Raw genomic sequence first — 17,359 nt, 5'->3', positions numbered from 1 at the left:
CCCGTGGCACCGGGCGCTCCGCGCCCGGCTGCCAGGGCAATCTACGCGAGCCGGGAGGGCTGCCGCTCGTCCGTTTCGCTCCCCGGACCGGACGGGCCGGACGCGGCGGGCGCCGCGCCGGTGCCGCGGGGCACCAGGATCCGCTGGGAGATCAGATAGGTGAAGGGGATCGCGACGACGGCCGCCACGAGTGGCGCGATCCTGTCGTCCATTCCGGCCCAGGTGACGAGCGCGTACAGGCCGACGCTCTGCACCAGGTAGTTGGTGACGTTGGTGAGGGGGAAGAGGGCGAACTTCTTCCAGGTGGGGCGGGTGCGGTAGGTGAAGTAGGTGTTGAGGAAGAAGGAGCCGATCATGCTGAGCAGGAAGGCGAGGGAGTACGCGGCGAAGTACGGCATCCACGGGTGGAGGAGCAGGTAGCACCCGAAGAACGTGCCGGTGTTGACCCCGCCCACCAGGCCGAAGCGGAAGATCTCGGCGAGCCGCGCCCGCCGCGGGGAGGCCTGCCCGGCGGGGCCGGCGCCCGCCGCGGGGCCGGCCTCCCCGACCGGGCCGGGACCGCCGGCGTCCCCTGAGGGGCCGGGGCGTCCGTCCCGGCCCGCGCCCATCAGCGCTCCCGCTCGGTGGTCGCGACGCGCAGGTGCTCGGCGGCGCTGTCGGCGATGGTGCGGCCGACGGAGCGGTGGGTCTCCTTGACGAGGAAGTGCGGCCGGCGCTTGGTCTCGTAGTAGATGCGGCCGATGTACTCGCCGATCAGCCCCAGCATCATCATCTGCACGCCGCCGAGGCCCACGATGATCGCGACCAGGGTGACGTAACCGGGCGCGTCGACGCCCTGGGTGATGGCGTTGACGGCGATCCAGACCGCGTACACGGCGGCGAGGCCGGTCAGCATCATGCCGAGCCAGAGGGCCATGCGCAGCGGACGGTTGTTGAAGGAGATCAGCCCGTCCATGCCGTAGTTGACCAGGGAGCTGAACTTCCACTTCGTCTCGCCGCCCTCGCGCGCGGCGTTCTGGTAGTCGAAGGTGACGGTGTCGAAGCCGATCCAGGAGAAGAGGCCCTTGGAGAAGCGGTTGTACTCCGGGAGCGAGAGCAGCGCGTCGACGGCGGGGCGGGAGAGCAGGCGGAAGTCCCCGACGCCGTCGGTGAGCTCCACGTCCACCCAGCGGTTCACGGCCCGGTAGTAGGTGCGGCTGAGGGCGCTGCGGATCTTCTTGTCGCCCTCGCGGGTGCGGCGCGCTATCACCTGGTCGTGGCCCTGGTGGTAGAGCTCCAGCATGCGCCCGATCAGCTCCGGCGGGTGCTGGAGGTCGGCGTCCATGATCACCACGGCGTCGCCGACGGCCTTGGTCAGGCCCGCGAGCATGCCGGCCTCCTTGCCGAAGTTGCGGCTGAAGGAGGCGTACTGGGTGCGGTTCGGGTGCAGCGAGGCGATCTCGCGCAGCTTGCCCAGCGTCCCGTCGGAGCTGCCGTCGTCCACGTAGCAGATCTCGTAGTCGACCGCGAGGGTGTCGAGCACCTGGCGCATCCGCGCGTCGAAGAGCTCGACGACGTCTTCCTCGTTGAAGCAGGGAACGACGACGGAGAGTTTGGTCATGGAACGGTCACTCCAGAAGTGATGGACGAGAGAACGCTCTGAGGGGCCACCACCGGGCTCTTCTTCAAGCGGCACCGAGCGGTACGAGGTGGTGATGACCGTCCGGCGTGCCCTGCGCGGCCGTCCCGGTCGGCATGTCGTCCACACAATAAAGCATGAGGGAAAGACCTCGAAAATACGTGGTATTCACCTCGCTTGTCACATCGGGACGGACCTCCGGTAAGGCGTGGATTATCACAGGCGGCAAGGGTGCCATTTCGCGACGTGACGAGGTGAGGGAAGCGGAGGAAGTGCCTCCGATACGCCGTGACGGCCGTGTCACCGTCGTTCCGCCCACGGCGGCGCGGGGGTCCCGGGGTGTGTTTCCCGTCACCCCGATCCGCCGGGTGCGAGGGCGTTCGCGGTACCTTTCCCCTCGCGCGGACCGACGCGGACGACACCCGCGAGGAAACGCCCGTACGGGCGACTTCCGACACGCGGGAACGGTTGCCCCGCGAGTCCGTTTCTTCCGTCACGATCGGAACGCGGCGGCCCCGCGCCGCCGAGAGGCACGAAGAGCCGGACGGGGAACACCAGGTAGCTTGGGTGTGTCTGGAGGAAAGACAAATGGATCGAGGTGCAAGTGCCTGACGTCTCCGTGGTCGTCATCGCATACAACGACGCAGAGCGTCTCCCGACGGCCGTTCGATCGGTTCTGGATCAGACCCTGCACGGCGTCGAAGTGGTGATCGTCGACGACTGCAGCAAGGACAGCACCTTCGAGGTCGCCCAGGCGCTCGCCGCCGCGCACCCGGACCGGGTCAGAGCCTTCCAGCTCCCGCGGAACAGCGGCGGCTGCGGCGCTCCGCGCAACTACGGCATCCAGCAGTGCGCCGGCAAGTACGTCATGTTCCTCGACAGCGACGACGTCCTCGAACGCAACGCCTGCCGCAACATGCTCGACGCCGCCGAGAGCACCGGCTCCGACATCGTCTCCGGCCTCTGCGTCCGCGTGCACCTGGACAGCCGCCACAAGAAGACCACCGCCTGGTACCCCTGGATCTACTCCGAGACCCGGACGGTCGACTCGATCACCGAGCTGCCGGACCTGCTGACCTTCGACACCCTGTCGACGAACAAGTGCTACCGCCGCGAGTTCCTCCTGGAGTCCGGCCTGGAGTTCCCGGTCGGCATCCACTACGAGGACCTGCTCTTCTCGGCCCAGGCCTACGTCGCCGCGAGCCGGATCACGCTCATCCCGAACACGGTCTACTACTGGAACGTGCAGGAGAGCGCCGCCGCCAAGTCGATCAGCAACCGGCGCCACGAGATCGCCAACTTCGTGCACCGCATGGAGATACACCGCCGGGTGGACGCCCTGCTGGAGAGCAAGGGCTACGACGAGCTCAAGTACCGCAAGGACATCAAGTTCCTCAAGCACGACCTGGTCCTCCACTTCCGCGACCTGTCGCTGCTCGACGAGGACTACCGGCGCGAGTTCGCCGAGCTGGCCAACGGCTACCTCGCCGAGATAGACCCGAGGGCGTACGAGGAGGTGCAGCCGCTGCACGCCATCTGCGCCTACCTGCTGAGCAAGGAGGACTGGGACAACCTGCTCCCGGCCACCGAGGCGCTCACCAACGCGGGCCGCCTCACCTCCCCGCTCGCCGAGGTCGACGGGCAGGTCTACTGGTGCGACCGGCACCTGGACACCGAGCAGGGCCGCCAGGTCCTCGACGTCACCGCGCGCGGCTTCCACACCCGCCCGCTCACGTCGCTCGCCCTCGGCAACCGGCTGACCTCGTACGAGAGCACCGACGGCGTCGTCAGGCTGGCCGGCCGGGTGGTCAACCCGCTGGGGCGGATCGCCCCGGACGCGAAGCTCGGCGCGGTCCTCGAGTTCTCGGCCCGCCGCAGCGTCGGCGGCAAGACCGCCCGCATCCCGGTGACGTCGGTCCGGCACGCCGGCGAGTGGATCGAGTGGGAGGGCACGGCGGACGTCGCCCGCACCGTGCGCCCGCTCGGCGTCATCGACGCGGTCTGGGACCTCCGGCTGATCCTCACGGTCGACGGCCGGGAGCTGCGCACCCGGGTCTCCGTCGGCGGCACCTCCCTCGACAACGCGCGTTCCCTGAAGGTCCGTCCGCGGCTGACGACGCTGGTCTCCGACCGCCTCGTCCCCGAGATCACGAAGAAGGGCAACCTCTCCTACGTGCTCTCCGCCGAAGGCAGGGCGGCCGTGCGCACCTCCTCGATGATCGAGGGCGCCATGCACGGGCGCACCGCCCGGCTGGCGAAGACGAGCCTGCGCCGCCTGCTGAAGGCCCGGAGGGACCTGAACTCGGGCGAGACCAAGCTGCGCGTCTACCACGAGTTCTACAGCAAGCTGCCGATCCGCAAGGGCCTCGTGGTCTTCGAGAGCCACCTCGGCAAGCAGTACAGCGACAGCCCCAAGGCGATCTACGAGGAGATGCGCCGCCAGGGCGTCCCCTTCGAGGCCGTGTGGTCCTACGAGGGCGCGAGGCCGACCGGCTTCCCGCAGGACGCCACCCTCGTGAAGCGCTGGAGCTGGCAGTACCTGCGGGCGCTCGCCCAGGCCGAGTTCTGGATCGACAACCAGGGCTTCCCGCTGCGCCTCGCCAAGCGCCCGGGGACCACGTACATCCAGACCTGGCACGGCACCGCCCTGAAGCGGATGGGCTTCGACGAGCCCGGCACCAAGGCGCGCGGGCTCGCCGCCCAGGCCTCCTTCCAGGAGTCCCTGGACCGCTTCGACCACTTCCTGATCCGCGGCGAGCATGACCGGCGGACCCTCGCGAAGGGCTTCCGGCTCCGCGACGAGGTGCTGCTGCCCGTCGGCTACCCGCGCAACGACGAGCTGGCCGAGACCCGTCGCAAGGAGGCCGAGAGCGGCGTCCGGGAGCGCGGCGAGCTCGCCGCGAAGCTGGGCATCGCCCCGGAGAAGAAGGTGCTCCTGTACGCGCCGACCTTCCGGGCCGCCCCGGGCGGCAAGGTCCGCGCGTTCAAGGCCCCGTTCGACGTCGAGGAGTTCGCCGAGCGCTTCGGCGAGACCCACACGCTGCTGATCAGGACGCACTACCTGAACAGCGTGACGCTGCCGCCGTCGGTGCGGGGACGGGTGATCGACGTCTCCTCCCACCACGACATCACCCCGCTCCTCGCCCTCGCGGACGGGCTGATCACCGACTACTCGTCCGTGATGTTCGACTACGGGCTGCTCGACCGCCCGATGGTCTTCTTCACCTACGACTACGACGAGTACGCCAAGGAGAACCGGGGCACCTACTTCGACCTGAAGGAGCGCGCGCCGGGGCCGGTCGTGGCCACGGAGGAGGAACTCTTCGGAGTGGTCGCCAACTTCAAGGACGAGGCCGACACCAAGTACGCGGCGGCCCGCCAGCGGTTCAACGCAGAGTTCAGCGAGTACGACCGGGGCGACGCGGCCCGCCGGATCGTCGCCAAGTTCTTCACCGGGAGCGGGAAGTGACCAACCAGACCGCCGTGTCCGGCGGCCGCGACGTCTTCATCGTCTCCAACAGCGTGGACGAGATGGGCGGTGTGACCACCTGGACGCACCAGATGGCCCGTGAGTTCGCCGCCCGCGGCCACCGGCTCCACGTCATCGGGATCACCCCCGCCCCGGCCGGACGGCAGCACGAGTTCCCGGACCCGCTGCCGTACGACACCACCACGCTGTACGACGCGCACCCGCCGCAGGTGAAGCCGCTGCGCGGCCTCAAGGGCAAGCTCAACGCGGCGGAGCGGCGGCGCCACGCCGCCCGGGCCGCCGGGATGCGGGAGCGCGCGGACCGGATGACGGCGCTCTTCGCCGCCGCCCGGCCCGGCGCGGTCGTGATCGTGACCCAGGTGTGGGCGATGGAGTGGGTGGCGCTCGCCGACACCAAGGGCCTCCTGGTGATCGGCATGAGCCACGAGTCGTACGAGGCCAGCGCCGCGTCCTCCCGGCTCGCCCGGGTGAAGCGCCACTACCGGGACGTCGACCGGCTCCTCGCCCTCACCCCGGGCGACGCGGACCAGTTGATCCGCGCCGGCATGGACAACGTCGGCCACATGCCGAACGCCCTGCCGTTCATGCCGTCGGCCCCGGTGCCGCGCGAGGAGAAGGTCGTGGTCTCCGTCGGCCGCCTCTCGCACGAGAAGGGCGTCGACATGCTGCTCGACGCCTGGGCCGAGATCGCCTCCCGCCACCCGGACTGGAAGCTGCGGATCTACGGCACCGGCGACGAGGAGCAGTCCCTGCGTCGGCAGACCACCGAGCTGGGCCTCGACGGGTCCGTGGAGTGGATGGGCCGCACCAACGACGTGCTCGGGGCGCTCGCCGGGGCCTCGGTGTTCGCGCAGGCGTCCCGCGCCGAGGGCTTCCCGATCACCCTCCTGGAGGCGATGGCGGCGGGCGTGCCCTGTGCCGCGTTCGACTGCGCGCCGGGCGTCCGGGAGATCATCCGGGACGGCGAGGACGGGCTGCTCGCGCGGCTCGGCAACGCGGCGGAGCTCGGCGGGCACATCAGCACTCTGATCTCCGACAAGGAGCTGCGCGACCGGATGGGCGACGCGGCCTTCGAGAACGTGAAGCGGTACTCGTCCGACGAGATCACCGACCGCTGGGAGGCGCTGTTCGCCTTCCTGGAGCGCTGACGGACCGCGACGCGGGCCCCTCGCCTCATAGGTAGGGCCGTTCGTACGGGAAAGGGCCGGGGAGTCGCCTCCCCGGCCCTTTCGCGTGCGTTCCGTACGGCGTCAGACGGCGGCGGCGCGGCGGGCGACCCAGCCGGTCCAGGCCGACTCGATCATGTCGCGCACGTCGTGGCGGGCCTTCCAGCCCAGCTCGGCGGCGATGCGGTCGGCGGAGGCCACGACCCGGGCCGGGTCGCCGGGGCGGCGCGGGGTGACGAGGGGCTCGGTCGTGTGACCGGTGATCTCGTTGATCAGCGCCACCATCTCGGTGACGGAGACGCCCTCGCCGCGGCCGATGTTGACGGTCAGGTCGCGCGGCGCGCCCGCGTCGGCCCACTCCGCGAGCTTGCGCGCGGCGACGAGGTGCGCGTCGGCCAGGTCCTCGACGTGGATGTAGTCGCGGACGCAGGTGCCGTCGGGGGTGTCGTAGTCGTCGCCGAAGATCCGCGGGGCCTCCCCCGCGTCCAGGCGCTCGAAGACCATCGGGACCAGGTTGAAGACCCCGGTGTCCGCCAGCTCGGGGGTCGCCGCGCCGGCCACGTTGAAGTAGCGCAGGCAGGCCGTGGAGATGCCGTGGGCGGCGCCCGCCGCGCGGACCAGCCACTCGCCCGCCAGCTTCGTCTCGCCGTACGGGCTCAGCGGCAGGCAGGGGGTCTCCTCGGTGACGAGGTCGACGTCCGGCATGCCGTAGACGGAGGCGGAGGAGGAGAAGAGGAAGTTGCGCACGCCGGCGGCGGCGACGGCCTCCAGGAGGACCGTGAGGCCGATGACGTTCTCGCGGTAGTAGTGCAGCGGCAGTTCGACGGACTCGCCGACCTGCTTCTTGGCGGCGAGGTGGACGACGCCGGTCACGCCGTGCTCGGCGATCGTGCGGTCCAGGACCTCGCGGTCGAGCGTCGATCCGACCACCAGCGGCACGCCCTCCGGCACCCGCGCCTCGTAGCCCGTGGAGAGGTCGTCGAGGACGACGACCCGCTCGCCCGCCTGCGTCATGGCGCGGACCACGTGCGAGCCGATGTATCCGGCACCACCGGTGATCAGATAAGTCATAACGCCCAAAACCTTTCACTGAGAACTGCGGACGAACCGGCGGAACCGGGCCCTGACCACCCGGAAACCGTCCCGGGCACCGGACACCATCCGTACCGCCAGCGAACCGTTCGCCGTGGTGTACTGCTGCACCAGGAGTACACCGTACCGGCTGCTCGGAAGCACCGATCGCCGCTGGGTTCCGGCCACCGGCCGGAGCGCCGTGGTGTACGACTCGCCGTTCGCGCAGGTCACCGTGGTGGTGAAGTCCCACAGCTGGACGCCCCGGCGGCCGAGCCGCCGTCCGGCGCCGACCAGCCGGTTGAGCCGGACCGGCGCCCGGCCCGTCCAGTGGGCCTCCGCCCCGTCCTCGCCGGTCACGGCCCGCAGGTCGACCCGTTCCGTGTGGACGGGACCGGCCCCGCCGCGCGGCAGGAACGCGATCTCGGCGGTGCGGGGGACCGCCTCCGCGAGCCGTCCGTACAGGTCCCGTGCCGTGAGGGTCAGGTCGCCGGGGCGCAGGACGGCGTCGACGACGAGCGGCAGTTCGCCGAGCGGCAGCCGGTCCATGCCGTCGAGGCGGACCTCCGGCAGCTCCTCGGACCAGACGGCGTCGGCGCGGGTGCCGGCGTACGGCGCGAGCAGCCGGGGCGGTCGGGCGCACAGCCGGGACAGCCGGAGCAGGTCGCACGGCTCCTTCGCGGCCAGCAGGAAGCGCGCGGCCCAGCGGGCGGGAGCGACGGCGGCGGCGATCTCCGGTTCCCGGAAGCCGGCCAGGTGCTCGCGGGTGACCTCCCACCACTCGGCGCGGTGGTCGGCGTCGTACCGCCGCAGGTCCCTGGCGTACATCCGCAGGTCGTGTTCGAGGAACTTGGTGCGGCAGGCGGCGGCGAGGTCCGTCCGTCCCGCCTCGGCGAAGGTCTCGACGGCCGCGCGGTGGGCGGCGACCCGGGACCGCCAGTTGGAGACGTCCTTCCGGTCGAGGGAGATCGACAGCCGGGCGGCGGTCCGGCGGACGTGCCAGACGTAGACGGTGTCGGGGACCACGGCGACGCGGGGGGCGGCCGCGTACACGCGGGCGGTGAAGAGGAAGTCCTCGTAGACGAACCGGCCGTCGGGGAAGCGGATGTCGTGCGCGTCGAGGAAGGCCCGGTCGTAGACCTTGTTGACGCAGAGGGTGTCGTGGACGAGGGGGCGCAGCTCCTCGGGCGTCTCCAGGACGGCCGGCTCCCGGTAGAGGCCGGGCTGCCAGCGCACGTCCCTGCCCTCGGGGAGCTCGCGGCGCACACAGACGCCGACGGCGACGGGGGCCCGGTGCCGTTCTGCGGCGGCTACCAGGGCCTCGGCGGCGCCGGGCGGCAGGACGTCGTCGCTGTCGAGGAACATGACGTACGGGGCGGTGGCGGCCGCGATGCCGTCGTTGCGCGGGGTGCCGCAGCCGCCGCTGTTCTCCGTGCGGCGCACCACCCGCAGCCGGGGGTGCCGGGCCGCCAGCTCGTCGAGCACCCGCGCCGTGCCGTCGTCGGAGCGGTCGTCGACCGCCACGACCTCGGCCACCACGGGCCCCTGTGCGAGCGCGGACCTGACGGCCTCGCCGACCAGCTCCTCGTCGTTGTAGGCGATGACGACGACGCTGAGCCTGCCTGCGGTCTCTGGCGGGGGAACAGTACTCACGGTCAGGATCCTACGGGAGCCCCGCGGCCCGCCCACCGGGCGGCCGAGGGGCTCCGGACTCCGCCGGACCGTGTCCGGAAACGCTCCGTCCGACGCGCGGACGACGCTGCTTTCCGGACACGTTCCGTCCGGACACGCCCTAGAACGGGTTGAACTCGTCGAACTCGCGCTGCGGGTCGGCGCGCTCGGCGTCCCGGTCCCGGCGGCGCTGGGCCGCCGGACGCGGGGCCTCCAGGCGGTGGTCCTCGCCCCGGCGGCCGAGCATCTCGGCACCGGCCGTCATGCTGGGCTCCCAGTCGAAGACGACCGCGTTCTCCTCGGGGCCGATCGCGACGCCGTCGCCCGAGCGGGCGCCCGCCTTCATCAGCTCGTCCTCGACGCCGAGGCGGTTGAGGCGGTCGGCCAGGTAGCCCACGGCCTCGTCGTTGTTGAAGTCGGTCTGGCGGACCCAGCGCTCCGGCTTCTCGCCGCGCACCCGGTACACCTCCTCGGCCTCGTCGTACGTGACCGTGAAGCCGGTCTCGTCCACGGCCTTCGGGCGGATGACGATCCGGGTCGCCTCCTCCTTCGGCTTGGCCGCGCGCGCCTCGGCCACGATGCCGGCGAGGGCGAAGGAGAGCTCCTTCAGACCGGTGCGGGCCACGGCGGAGGCCTCGAACACCTGGTAGCCGCGCTCCTCCAGGTCCGGGCGGATCATGTCCGCGAGGTCCTGGCCGTCCGGGATGTCGATCTTGTTGAGGACGACGATCCGGGGCCGGTCCTCCAGGCCGCCGTACTGCCGCAGCTCCTCCTCGATGATGTCGAGGTCGGAGACCGGGTCGCGGTCGGATTCGAGCGTGGCCGTGTCCAGGACGTGGACGAGGACCGAGCAGCGCTCCACGTGGCGGAGGAACTCCAGGCCCAGGCCGCGGCCCTGGCTCGCGCCCGGGATCAGGCCGGGGACGTCGGCGATGGTGTAGACGGTCGAACCGGCCGTGACGACGCCCAGGTTCGGGACGAGCGTGGTGAACGGGTAGTCCGCGATCTTCGGCTTGGCGGCCGACAGGACCGAGATCAGCGAGGACTTGCCGGCGCTCGGGTAGCCGACGAGGGCCACGTCGGCGACGGTCTTGAGCTCCAGGACGACGTCCCGGGCCTCGCCGGGCTCGCCGAGGAGCGCGAAGCCGGGGGCCTTGCGGCGCGCGGAGGACAGCGCCGCGTTGCCGAGGCCGCCGCGGCCGCCCTGGCCCGCGACGAAGGTGGTGCCCTGGCCGACCAGGTCCGCGAGGACGTTGCCCTGCTTGTCGAGGACGACGGTGCCGTCGGGCACGGTCAGGACCAGGTCCTGGCCGTCCTTGCCGGAGCGGTTGTCGCCGGCGCCGGGCTGGCCGTTGGTGGCCTTGCGGTGCGGGGAGTGGTGGTAGTCGAGGAGGGTGGTGACCGCCTGGTCGACGACCAGGATCACGTCGCCGCCGCGGCCGCCGTTGCCCCCGTCGGGCCCGCCGAGCGGCTTGAACTTCTCGCGATGGACGGAGGCGCAGCCGTGGCCTCCGTTACCCGCGGCGACGTGCAGCTCGACGCGGTCCACGAAGGTGGTCATGGTGGTGCCTCCATTTATTACGTACGGAATGTCTATCTAGTAACACGCGAAAGGCGGACCCGCTTCCCCTGTCGGGAAGTGAGGTCCGCCTCCGCGAAAGATCCGATCAGGCGACCGGAACGATGTTCACGACCTTGCGGCCACGGTGGGTGCCGAACTGCACCGAACCGGCCTGCAGGGCGAACAGCGTGTCGTCGCCGCCACGGCCGACGCCCGCGCCGGGGTGGAAGTGGGTGCCACGCTGGCGGACCAGGATCTCACCCGCGTTGACGACCTGACCGCCGAAGCGCTTCACGCCGAGCCGCTGGGCATTGGAGTCGCGCCCGTTCCGGGTGGACGATGCGCCCTTCTTGTGTGCCATGTCTCAGTCCCTCTTACTTCGCAGCCGCGGGGATACCGGTGACCTTGATCGCCGTGTACTGCTGACGGTGACCCTGGCGACGGCGGTAGCCGGTCTTGTTCTTGTAGCGCAGGATGTCGATCTTGGCGCCCTTGTGGTGGTCCACGACCTCGGCCGTGACCTTGATGCCGGCCAGGACCCACGGGTCGCTGGTCACGGCGTCGCCGTCGACAACGAGCAGGGTCGAGAGCTCGACCGTGTCGCCAACCTTGGCAGTGGAAATCTTGTCAACCTCAACGATGTCGCCGACAGCAACCTTGTGCTGGCGACCACCGCTGCGCACGATGGCGTACACGCGGATCTCTCTCTCACTCGGGATCGAAACCTCTGAAGCCAGCCGCTCACACGGGCCCGGGGGCCCGTGGCGTTCCGGAATCGGACGAGCGGCCTCTCCCGGCGAGCGGGAGGGAGGTGCTCAGAGGCGCGGCGTCTCGACAGACACGCCGACGGTCTAGGTTACGGGCGGCCGACGCGGGGGGTCAAATTCGCCCGAGCGGTACGGGCCGCCCCCTCCGCTCGGGAGGGGGCGGCCCGTACCCGCCGGTCAGTCCTGGGCCGGGGCGGAGGTCTTCTCCGCCGCCTTCTTGGCCGGGGCCTTCTTGGCGGTCGTCTTCTTCGCCGCGGTCTTCTTGGTCGCCGCCGTCTTCTTGGTGGCGGCCTTCTTGGCCGTGGCCTTCTTCGCCGCGGTCTTGCGCGCCGCCGTCTTCTTGGCGGGGGCGGGCTCGGTCTCCGCGGCCTCGGTGACCTCGGGCTCCTCGTCGGCCGGGGCCGCGGCGACCACCACGACGGCGGCCTCCTCGGCGCCCGCGGGCGAACCGGCGGGGGCGGTGGCCTTGCGGACCACCCGGCGGCGGGCGCGCGGCGGGGCGGCCGCGGGGGCCTCCTCGACGACGGCCTCGGCGGCGGGCTCCTCGGCCACGACGGGCTCCGGCGCCGGCTCCGGCTCCACGACGGCCTCGGTCGCGGTCTCCACGACCGTGACCGGCTCGGCCGGCTCCGTGGTCGAGACGACCGGGGAGGTCGCCCGGCGGGTGGCACGGCGACGGCCGCGCGGGGCCGGGGCGGCGGGCTCCTCGACCACGGCCTCGGTCACGACCTCGGCCTCGGGAGCGGTCTCCGCCACGGGAGCGGGCTCGACGGCCTCGGGACCGGCGGCCGGCTCGGCGACGGGCTCGGCCACGACGGCCTCGGTCACGGTCTCGACGACCGGGGCCGGGGCGACCGGCGTCGGGGCGACGGGCGTCGAGGCGACCGGGGCGGTCACCCGCCGGGTCGCGCGACGGCGGCCACGGCCGCGCGTGGCGGCCGCCTCCGCCTCGGCGACGGAGCCGTACAGCTCCTCGTCCGGGGCGATCGGCACCGGCACGGCCACCGGGGCGGCCAGCTCCGCCGCGACCTCGGCCTCGGTCTCGGCCTCCTGCGCCTCGGCGCCGGTCTCCACCGCCTCGGCGTGCTCGTGCTCGTGCTCGTGGGCGTGTCCGTCCCCGCCGCGGCCGCGCTTCTTCGCGCGCTTGCCGCCGCCACCGCCGCCGGAGGTGGTCGGCTGCTCCATGTGGACGATGACGCCGCGCCCGTTGCAGTGGACGCAGGTCTCGGAGAAGGACTCCAGGAGGCCCTGGCCGACCCGCTTGCGGGTCATCTGGACCAGGCCGAGCGAGGTGACCTCGGCCACCTGGTGCTTGGTCCGGTCCCGGCCCAGGCACTCCAGGAGGCGGCGCAGCACCAGGTCGCGGTTGGACTCCAGGACCATGTCGATGAAGTCGATGACGACGATGCCGCCGAGGTCGCGCAGCCGCAGCTGGCGCACGATCTCCTCGGCCGCCTCCAGGTTGTTCCTGGTGACGGTCTCCTCCAGGTTGCCGCCCTGGCCGGTGAACTTGCCGGTGTTGACGTCGACGACGATCATCGCCTCGGTCTTGTCGATCACCAGCGAGCCGCCGGACGGCAGCCAGACCTTGCGGTCGAGCGCCTTCATCAGCTGCTCGTCGATCCGGTACGTCGCGAAGACGTCGACCTCGCTCGTCCACTTGGACAGGCGGTCGGTCAGGTCCGGGGCGACGTGGCCGACGTACCCGTGGATGGTCTCCCACGCGTCGTCGCCGCTGACGATGACCTTGGAGAAGTCCTCGTTGAAGATGTCGCGGACGACCCGGACGGTCATGTCCGGCTCGCCGTAGAGCAGCGTCGGGGCGTTGCCGCTCTTCGCCTTCTTCTGGATGTCCTCCCACTGCGCCTGGAGGCGCTCGACGTCGCGGCGCAGCTCGTCCTCGCTCGCGCCCTCGGCGGCGGTGCGCACGATGACGCCCGCGTCCTCGGGGACGATCTTCTTGAGGATGGTCTTCAGGCGCGCGCGCTCGGTGTCGGGCAGCTTGCGGCTGATGCCGGTCATCGAGCCCTCGGGCACGTACACGAGGTAGCGGCCGGGCAGGGAGACCTGGCTGGTCAGACGGGCGCCCTTGTGGCCGATCGGGTCCTTCGTGACCTGGACGAGGACCGACTGGCCGGACTTGAGGGCGGTCTCGATGCGGCGCGGGCCGTGGCCCATGCCGAGCGCCTCGAAGTTGACCTCGCCGGCGTACAGGACGGCGTTGCGGCCCTTGCCGATGTCGACGAAGGCGGCCTCCATGGACGGCAGGACGTTCTGGACCTTGCCCAGGTAGACGTTGCCGACGTACGAGGTGGCCTGCTCCTTGTTGACGTAGTGCTCGACGAGCACGTTGTCTTCCAGGACGCCGATCTGGGTGCGCTCGCCGTTCTGGCGGACGACCATGACGCGCTCGACGGCCTCGCGGCGGGCGAGGAACTCGGCCTCGGTGATGATCGGGACGCGGCGGCGGCCCTGCTCGCGGCCTTCGCGGCGGCGCTGCTTCTTGGCCTCCAGACGGGTCGAGCCCTTGATGGACTGGACCTCGTCGGCGCCGGTGCCGGGCTCGGCCTTCTCGCGGGCCGGGCGGGGCTCGCGGACCTTGACGACCGTGCGGACGCCGTCCTCGTCGCCCGTCTCGGCGTCGGCGGAGGCGTCCCCGCTGCGACGGCGGCGGCGACGGCGACGGCGGGAGCTGCTGGAGCCGCCGGCGAGGCCCTCGGAGTCCTCGGACTCCTCCTCGCCGTCCTCGGAGTCCTCGGACTCGTCCTCGGCGTGCGGCTCCTCGTCCTCCTCGGTCTCCTCGACCTCGGCGAGCTCACCGCGACGGCGGCGACGGCCGCCGCGGCGACGGCGGCGGGAGGGACGGTCCTCGTACTCGTCCGTCTCCTCGGCCTCCTCCGCCTCCTCGGCCTCGTCGGCGGCCTCGACCTCGGGCTCGTCGGCGACGGTGGCCGGGACGGGCTCGACGGCGACGGGCTCGCCACGACGGCGGCGACGGCGGCGGGAGCCGGACTCGGCCCGCTCGACGGTCTCCTCGGGCGCGGCGGCCTCGACCGTCTCGGTGATCTCGACGGTCTCGTCGACCTCGTCGGTCTCCTCGGCCTCCGGCTCCGCGGGCGTGACGGCGGCGGCAGCGGCGGCCGTCTCCGGGGTCTGGAACATCGGCTCGGCGAACACCGGGGCCTGGAAGACGGCGACGGCCGGGCGCGCGGCGCGGCGCGGCTCGCGGGCCGGGGCGGGCTCGGAGGTGAACTGCGGCGAGGTGACGCGGCGGCGGCCACGGCCGCGCGTGGCGGCGGTCTCGGCGGCGGCGACCTCGGCCTCGTCGGCGGCGATCTGCGCGACGGCGGCCTCGGGCAGCGACTCGCCGGCGGCGGGCGCCTCGGGGGCCGGCGTCCCGGCGGCCTGCTCGGACGCGGGCGCGGCCTCGGGGGAGGCGGTCTTGCGGGTGGCCCGGCGGCGGGTGCGCGGCGCGGGGGCGGCCTCGGTCTCGGCCGGGGCGGGGGCCGCGGCGGGCTCCGGCGTGTCGGCGGCCGGGGCCTCGGTGGTGCCGGTGATCTCGGCGGCCTCGCCCGTCACCGGCGGGCCGGCGGGGCGGGAGGCGGCGCGGCGCCTGCGGCGCGGCGGCAGCTTGTCACCGGGGGCGTTGGTGTCTTCGTTGGACTCGGGCATGCGGGGTTCTCCCGTCACGCTCCCGGGCGCCGCGCCTGGTTCCGGTCCGGCGGCACGGTCACGCCTGTGGCGCGGTGCCGCCGTCCGGGGCGCGGGCGCCGCACGGGAGCTGTATGTCTGGCTCGCCGGTTCCGTACGCCCTGTGCGGACGGCCTGGCGAAAGTCTCCTGGTCAGTGCGCGGCCCGACCCAGGTGGCTCCCGAGTACCAGGGCTGCGCTGCGACGCCGCTCCCTACGCGGTGTCCGTACCCGGCGCCGTCGCCGGGGCGGTCGCGGCGGCCGTGGGTGAAGCGGCCGTGACTGCCTCGCGGTCGGGCGCGAGCGGGTCGGTCACCGTGCCGGACTCCTCGTCGAAGAGCCCCTGCGCCAGCCTGGTCACCGCGGCGGGGACCGGCGGCGCCAGGTCGGCCACAGCTCGGAGACCGGACAGGACGTCGTCGGGTCGTACGGCAGGTGTCACGTGCCGAACAACCAGCCGCAGTATCGCACAGGCGCTGTCCAGCGGCCCATCTTCCCGGGGGTCGCCCTGGGGACGGACGGGCGTCAGTTCGGTGACCGCGGAACGGGTGTCGAAGGTGCGGACGCCGTTCTTGGTCTTGCGCTGTACTTCCACGGTCTCGGCCGCGAGAAACGCCTCGACGGCCTTCTCCGCCGCCTCGGGGGCGACGCCGTCGAGGCGCAGCTCCCAGACGGAGGCGGTGAGCCGGTCGGCGAGGCCCGAGGTCCGGGCCTCGACCGCGTCGGTGATGTCGAGGCCGGCCGGGAGGGACTCGTCGAGCAGGGCCCGCAGGGTCTCCGGGTCGCGCGCCTCGGTGAGGGCGATCTCCAGGTACTCGGCCTCGGAGCCGGTACCGGTCGGGGCGGCGTTGGCGTACGACACCTTGGGGTGGGGGGTGAAGCCGGCCGAGTACGCCATGGGCACCTCGGCGCGGCGCAGGGCGCGCTCGAAGGCGCGCTGGAAGTCGCGGTGGCTGGTGAACCGGAGGCGGCCGCGCTTGGTGTAGCGCAGTCGGATGCGCTGCACCGCCGGTGCGGGCGGCGGGCCTTCGGGCTGTCGCTTGCCCAGTGGTTCTTCTCCTCGTTGCGGGGCGGCGCGGGTACGCGCCGTCCACGAGCTGTACGGGCCGTCTCGGGGGGTCCGCCCGGTTCACCCCCGCTTCCGCAGGGAGATCTCGGGGGCGGGCACCGCGCCGGAGACGTTCGTTGTACTACCCAGAGTACGCGCACGGGCGGCCTGGGGTTCCCGGGGCTCGACCGGCCGGGCCGCGCCGACGAGGGCGCGCCAGGCGTCCCGGCGGGCCTCCCGGACGGTGGCGCGGGCGGAGGCGAGCGCGTCCTTCGCGGCGCGTCCCGCCTCGACGGCGGTCCTGCGGGCCGGGGCCCAGACGCCGTCGCGGACCCACTGCCCGACGGGCCGCGCGACGGACGCCCAGACCCGGGCGGCGGGCCGCGCGACGAGGTTCCGGCCGCACCACTTGAGCCCCTGCCGAGCCAGGGCCGAGGGCCGTACGACCAGATTCCGACCGCACCACCGGAGCCCCCACCAGATCCGGACCAGGGGCCGTCCGATCAGGTTCCACGCGAGCCGCTTCAGCCCCCGGCCGACGGCCCGCGACACGAACCCGGCGGCCCGCCAGCACAGGGCGAGCGCGTCCCGCGCCTCCCGGGCGACGGGCACGAGGACCCGGCTCCAGAGCCAGACGGCGGGGACGGCGACGCCGTACAGGAGCAGCGGGACCAGGACGTACCGGAAGAGCGCGGCGAGGGGGACGAACAGGAGCTTCTCCAGGAGGAGGAAGCAGCCGCTGCCGAGCGGGGAGAGGCCCCGGCGGTAGAGCCACGCGGCGGGGACGGCGATCCCGTACCGGACGACGGGCACGAGCACGTACCGCCACAGCCACACGGCGGGGACGGCGATCCCGTACCGCGCGACCGGCATGACCACGTACCGCCACAGCCACACGGCCGGAACGGCGATCCCGTACCGGACGACCGGCACCACCACGTACCGCCACAGCCACACCCACGGCCACACGAACACCGCCCCGAGCAGCCACACCAGGCCCCGGCCGGTCGGTCGCAGGACCGACCGGTACAGCCGTCGCGCCGGGAGGGCCACCGCGTGCTCGAAGAGCCAGGCCAGGCCTCGGCCCGCCGGGCGGAGCAGGGCGCGGTCGAGGAGGCGGCCCGCGGCGGTGAGGGCGTCCCAGGCCATGCGGACCGGCAGGACGGCCACGAGCACGACGATCCGGATCGGGACGCGGATCAGCGCAGGTGACGTCGGGTGTTCCATGCTCATGCCGAACATGACGCGACGGCCCGGCGGAGGGTTCACCCCTCCGC

Annotated in this window: 11 protein-coding genes and 1 pseudogene; 2 read left to right on the top strand and 10 right to left on the bottom strand. The window is 72.5% G+C overall.

Annotated features, from left to right (window positions below; genetic code table 11):
- Positions 1–41: 41 nt before the first annotated feature.
- Positions 42–473, bottom strand: coding sequence for a GtrA family protein (locus tag ACWGSR_RS12170; RefSeq protein ID WP_376238613.1), 432 nt, complete (start codon positions 471–473; stop codon positions 42–44).
- Positions 474–607: 134 nt separating this feature from the next.
- Entirely contained in the window at positions 608–1,600 is a 993-nt protein-coding gene (locus ACWGSR_RS12165; protein ID WP_376238528.1) for a glycosyltransferase family 2 protein, read from the bottom strand.
- Positions 1,601–2,216: 616 nt separating this feature from the next.
- Between ACWGSR_RS12165 and ACWGSR_RS12160 the strand changes: the two genes are divergently transcribed.
- Positions 2,217–5,087 (top strand): bifunctional glycosyltransferase/CDP-glycerol:glycerophosphate glycerophosphotransferase, encoded by a 2,871-nt coding sequence (locus ACWGSR_RS12160; protein WP_453565813.1) that lies wholly within the window; start codon positions 2,217–2,219, stop codon positions 5,085–5,087.
- 62 nt (positions 5,088–5,149) lie between these two features.
- The gene (locus tag ACWGSR_RS12155) at positions 5,150–6,256 is read left to right on the top strand and encodes a glycosyltransferase (protein WP_453566181.1); all 1,107 of its coding nucleotides are present in this window, start codon (positions 5,150–5,152) and stop codon (positions 6,254–6,256) included.
- Between the two features lie 102 nt (positions 6,257–6,358).
- On the opposite strand, the gene galE is transcribed toward ACWGSR_RS12155, so the two are convergent.
- The 8 genes and pseudogenes from galE to ACWGSR_RS12115 form a co-directional block, all read right to left on the bottom strand.
- A complete protein-coding gene (gene galE, locus ACWGSR_RS12150; RefSeq protein WP_366374646.1) occupies positions 6,359–7,345 on the bottom strand; it encodes a UDP-glucose 4-epimerase GalE in 987 nt (328 codons plus the stop codon).
- Positions 7,346–7,360: 15 nt separating this feature from the next.
- Positions 7,361–8,998 carry a glycosyltransferase family 2 protein gene (locus ACWGSR_RS12145; protein WP_376238520.1) on the bottom strand — a complete coding sequence of 546 codons (1,638 nt, stop codon included), beginning with the start codon at positions 8,996–8,998 and terminating at the stop codon, positions 7,361–7,363.
- Positions 8,999–9,137: 139 nt separating this feature from the next.
- Positions 9,138–10,577 carry a GTPase ObgE gene (obgE, locus tag ACWGSR_RS12140; protein WP_376238518.1) on the bottom strand — a complete coding sequence of 480 codons (1,440 nt, stop codon included), beginning with the start codon at positions 10,575–10,577 and terminating at the stop codon, positions 9,138–9,140.
- A gap of 106 nt (positions 10,578–10,683) precedes the next feature.
- Positions 10,684–10,938 (bottom strand): 50S ribosomal protein L27, encoded by a 255-nt coding sequence (gene rpmA / locus ACWGSR_RS12135; RefSeq protein WP_010041940.1) that lies wholly within the window; start codon positions 10,936–10,938, stop codon positions 10,684–10,686.
- 13 nt (positions 10,939–10,951) lie between these two features.
- The gene (gene rplU, locus ACWGSR_RS12130) at positions 10,952–11,272 is read right to left on the bottom strand and encodes a 50S ribosomal protein L21 (RefSeq protein WP_015033583.1); all 321 of its coding nucleotides are present in this window, start codon (positions 11,270–11,272) and stop codon (positions 10,952–10,954) included.
- A gap of 249 nt (positions 11,273–11,521) precedes the next feature.
- Positions 11,522–15,148 (bottom strand): annotated as a pseudogene (locus ACWGSR_RS12125) (Rne/Rng family ribonuclease); the annotation flags it as partial.
- A gap of 100 nt (positions 15,149–15,248) precedes the next feature.
- Positions 15,249–16,040, bottom strand: a complete 792-nt coding sequence (locus ACWGSR_RS12120; protein WP_376247390.1) for a TIGR03936 family radical SAM-associated protein — start codon at positions 16,038–16,040, stop codon at positions 15,249–15,251.
- 123 nt (positions 16,041–16,163) lie between these two features.
- Positions 16,164–17,359: hypothetical protein (locus ACWGSR_RS12115; protein ID WP_453565807.1), on the bottom strand; the 1,196-nt coding region annotated here is incomplete at its 5' end.

The organism is Streptomyces sp. NPDC055632 (assembly GCF_053618675.1).
Note: the sequence above shows the minus strand (reverse complement) of the source record. Positions and strands in the feature narration are given on the sequence as shown.

Coding starts and splice junctions, on each gene's coding strand:
- rpmA (WP_010041940.1), bottom strand. CDS start 10,938: ATGGCACACAAGAAGGGCGCATCGTCCACCCGGAACGGGCGCGACTCC.
- ACWGSR_RS12155 (WP_453566181.1), top strand. CDS start 5,150: ATGGGCGGTGTGACCACCTGGACGCACCAGATGGCCCGTGAGTTCGCC.
- galE (WP_366374646.1), bottom strand. CDS start 7,345: ATGACTTATCTGATCACCGGTGGTGCCGGATACATCGGCTCGCACGTG.
- ACWGSR_RS12165 (WP_376238528.1), bottom strand. CDS start 1,600: ATGACCAAACTCTCCGTCGTCGTTCCCTGCTTCAACGAGGAAGACGTC.
- obgE (WP_376238518.1), bottom strand. CDS start 10,577: ATGACCACCTTCGTGGACCGCGTCGAGCTGCACGTCGCCGCGGGTAAC.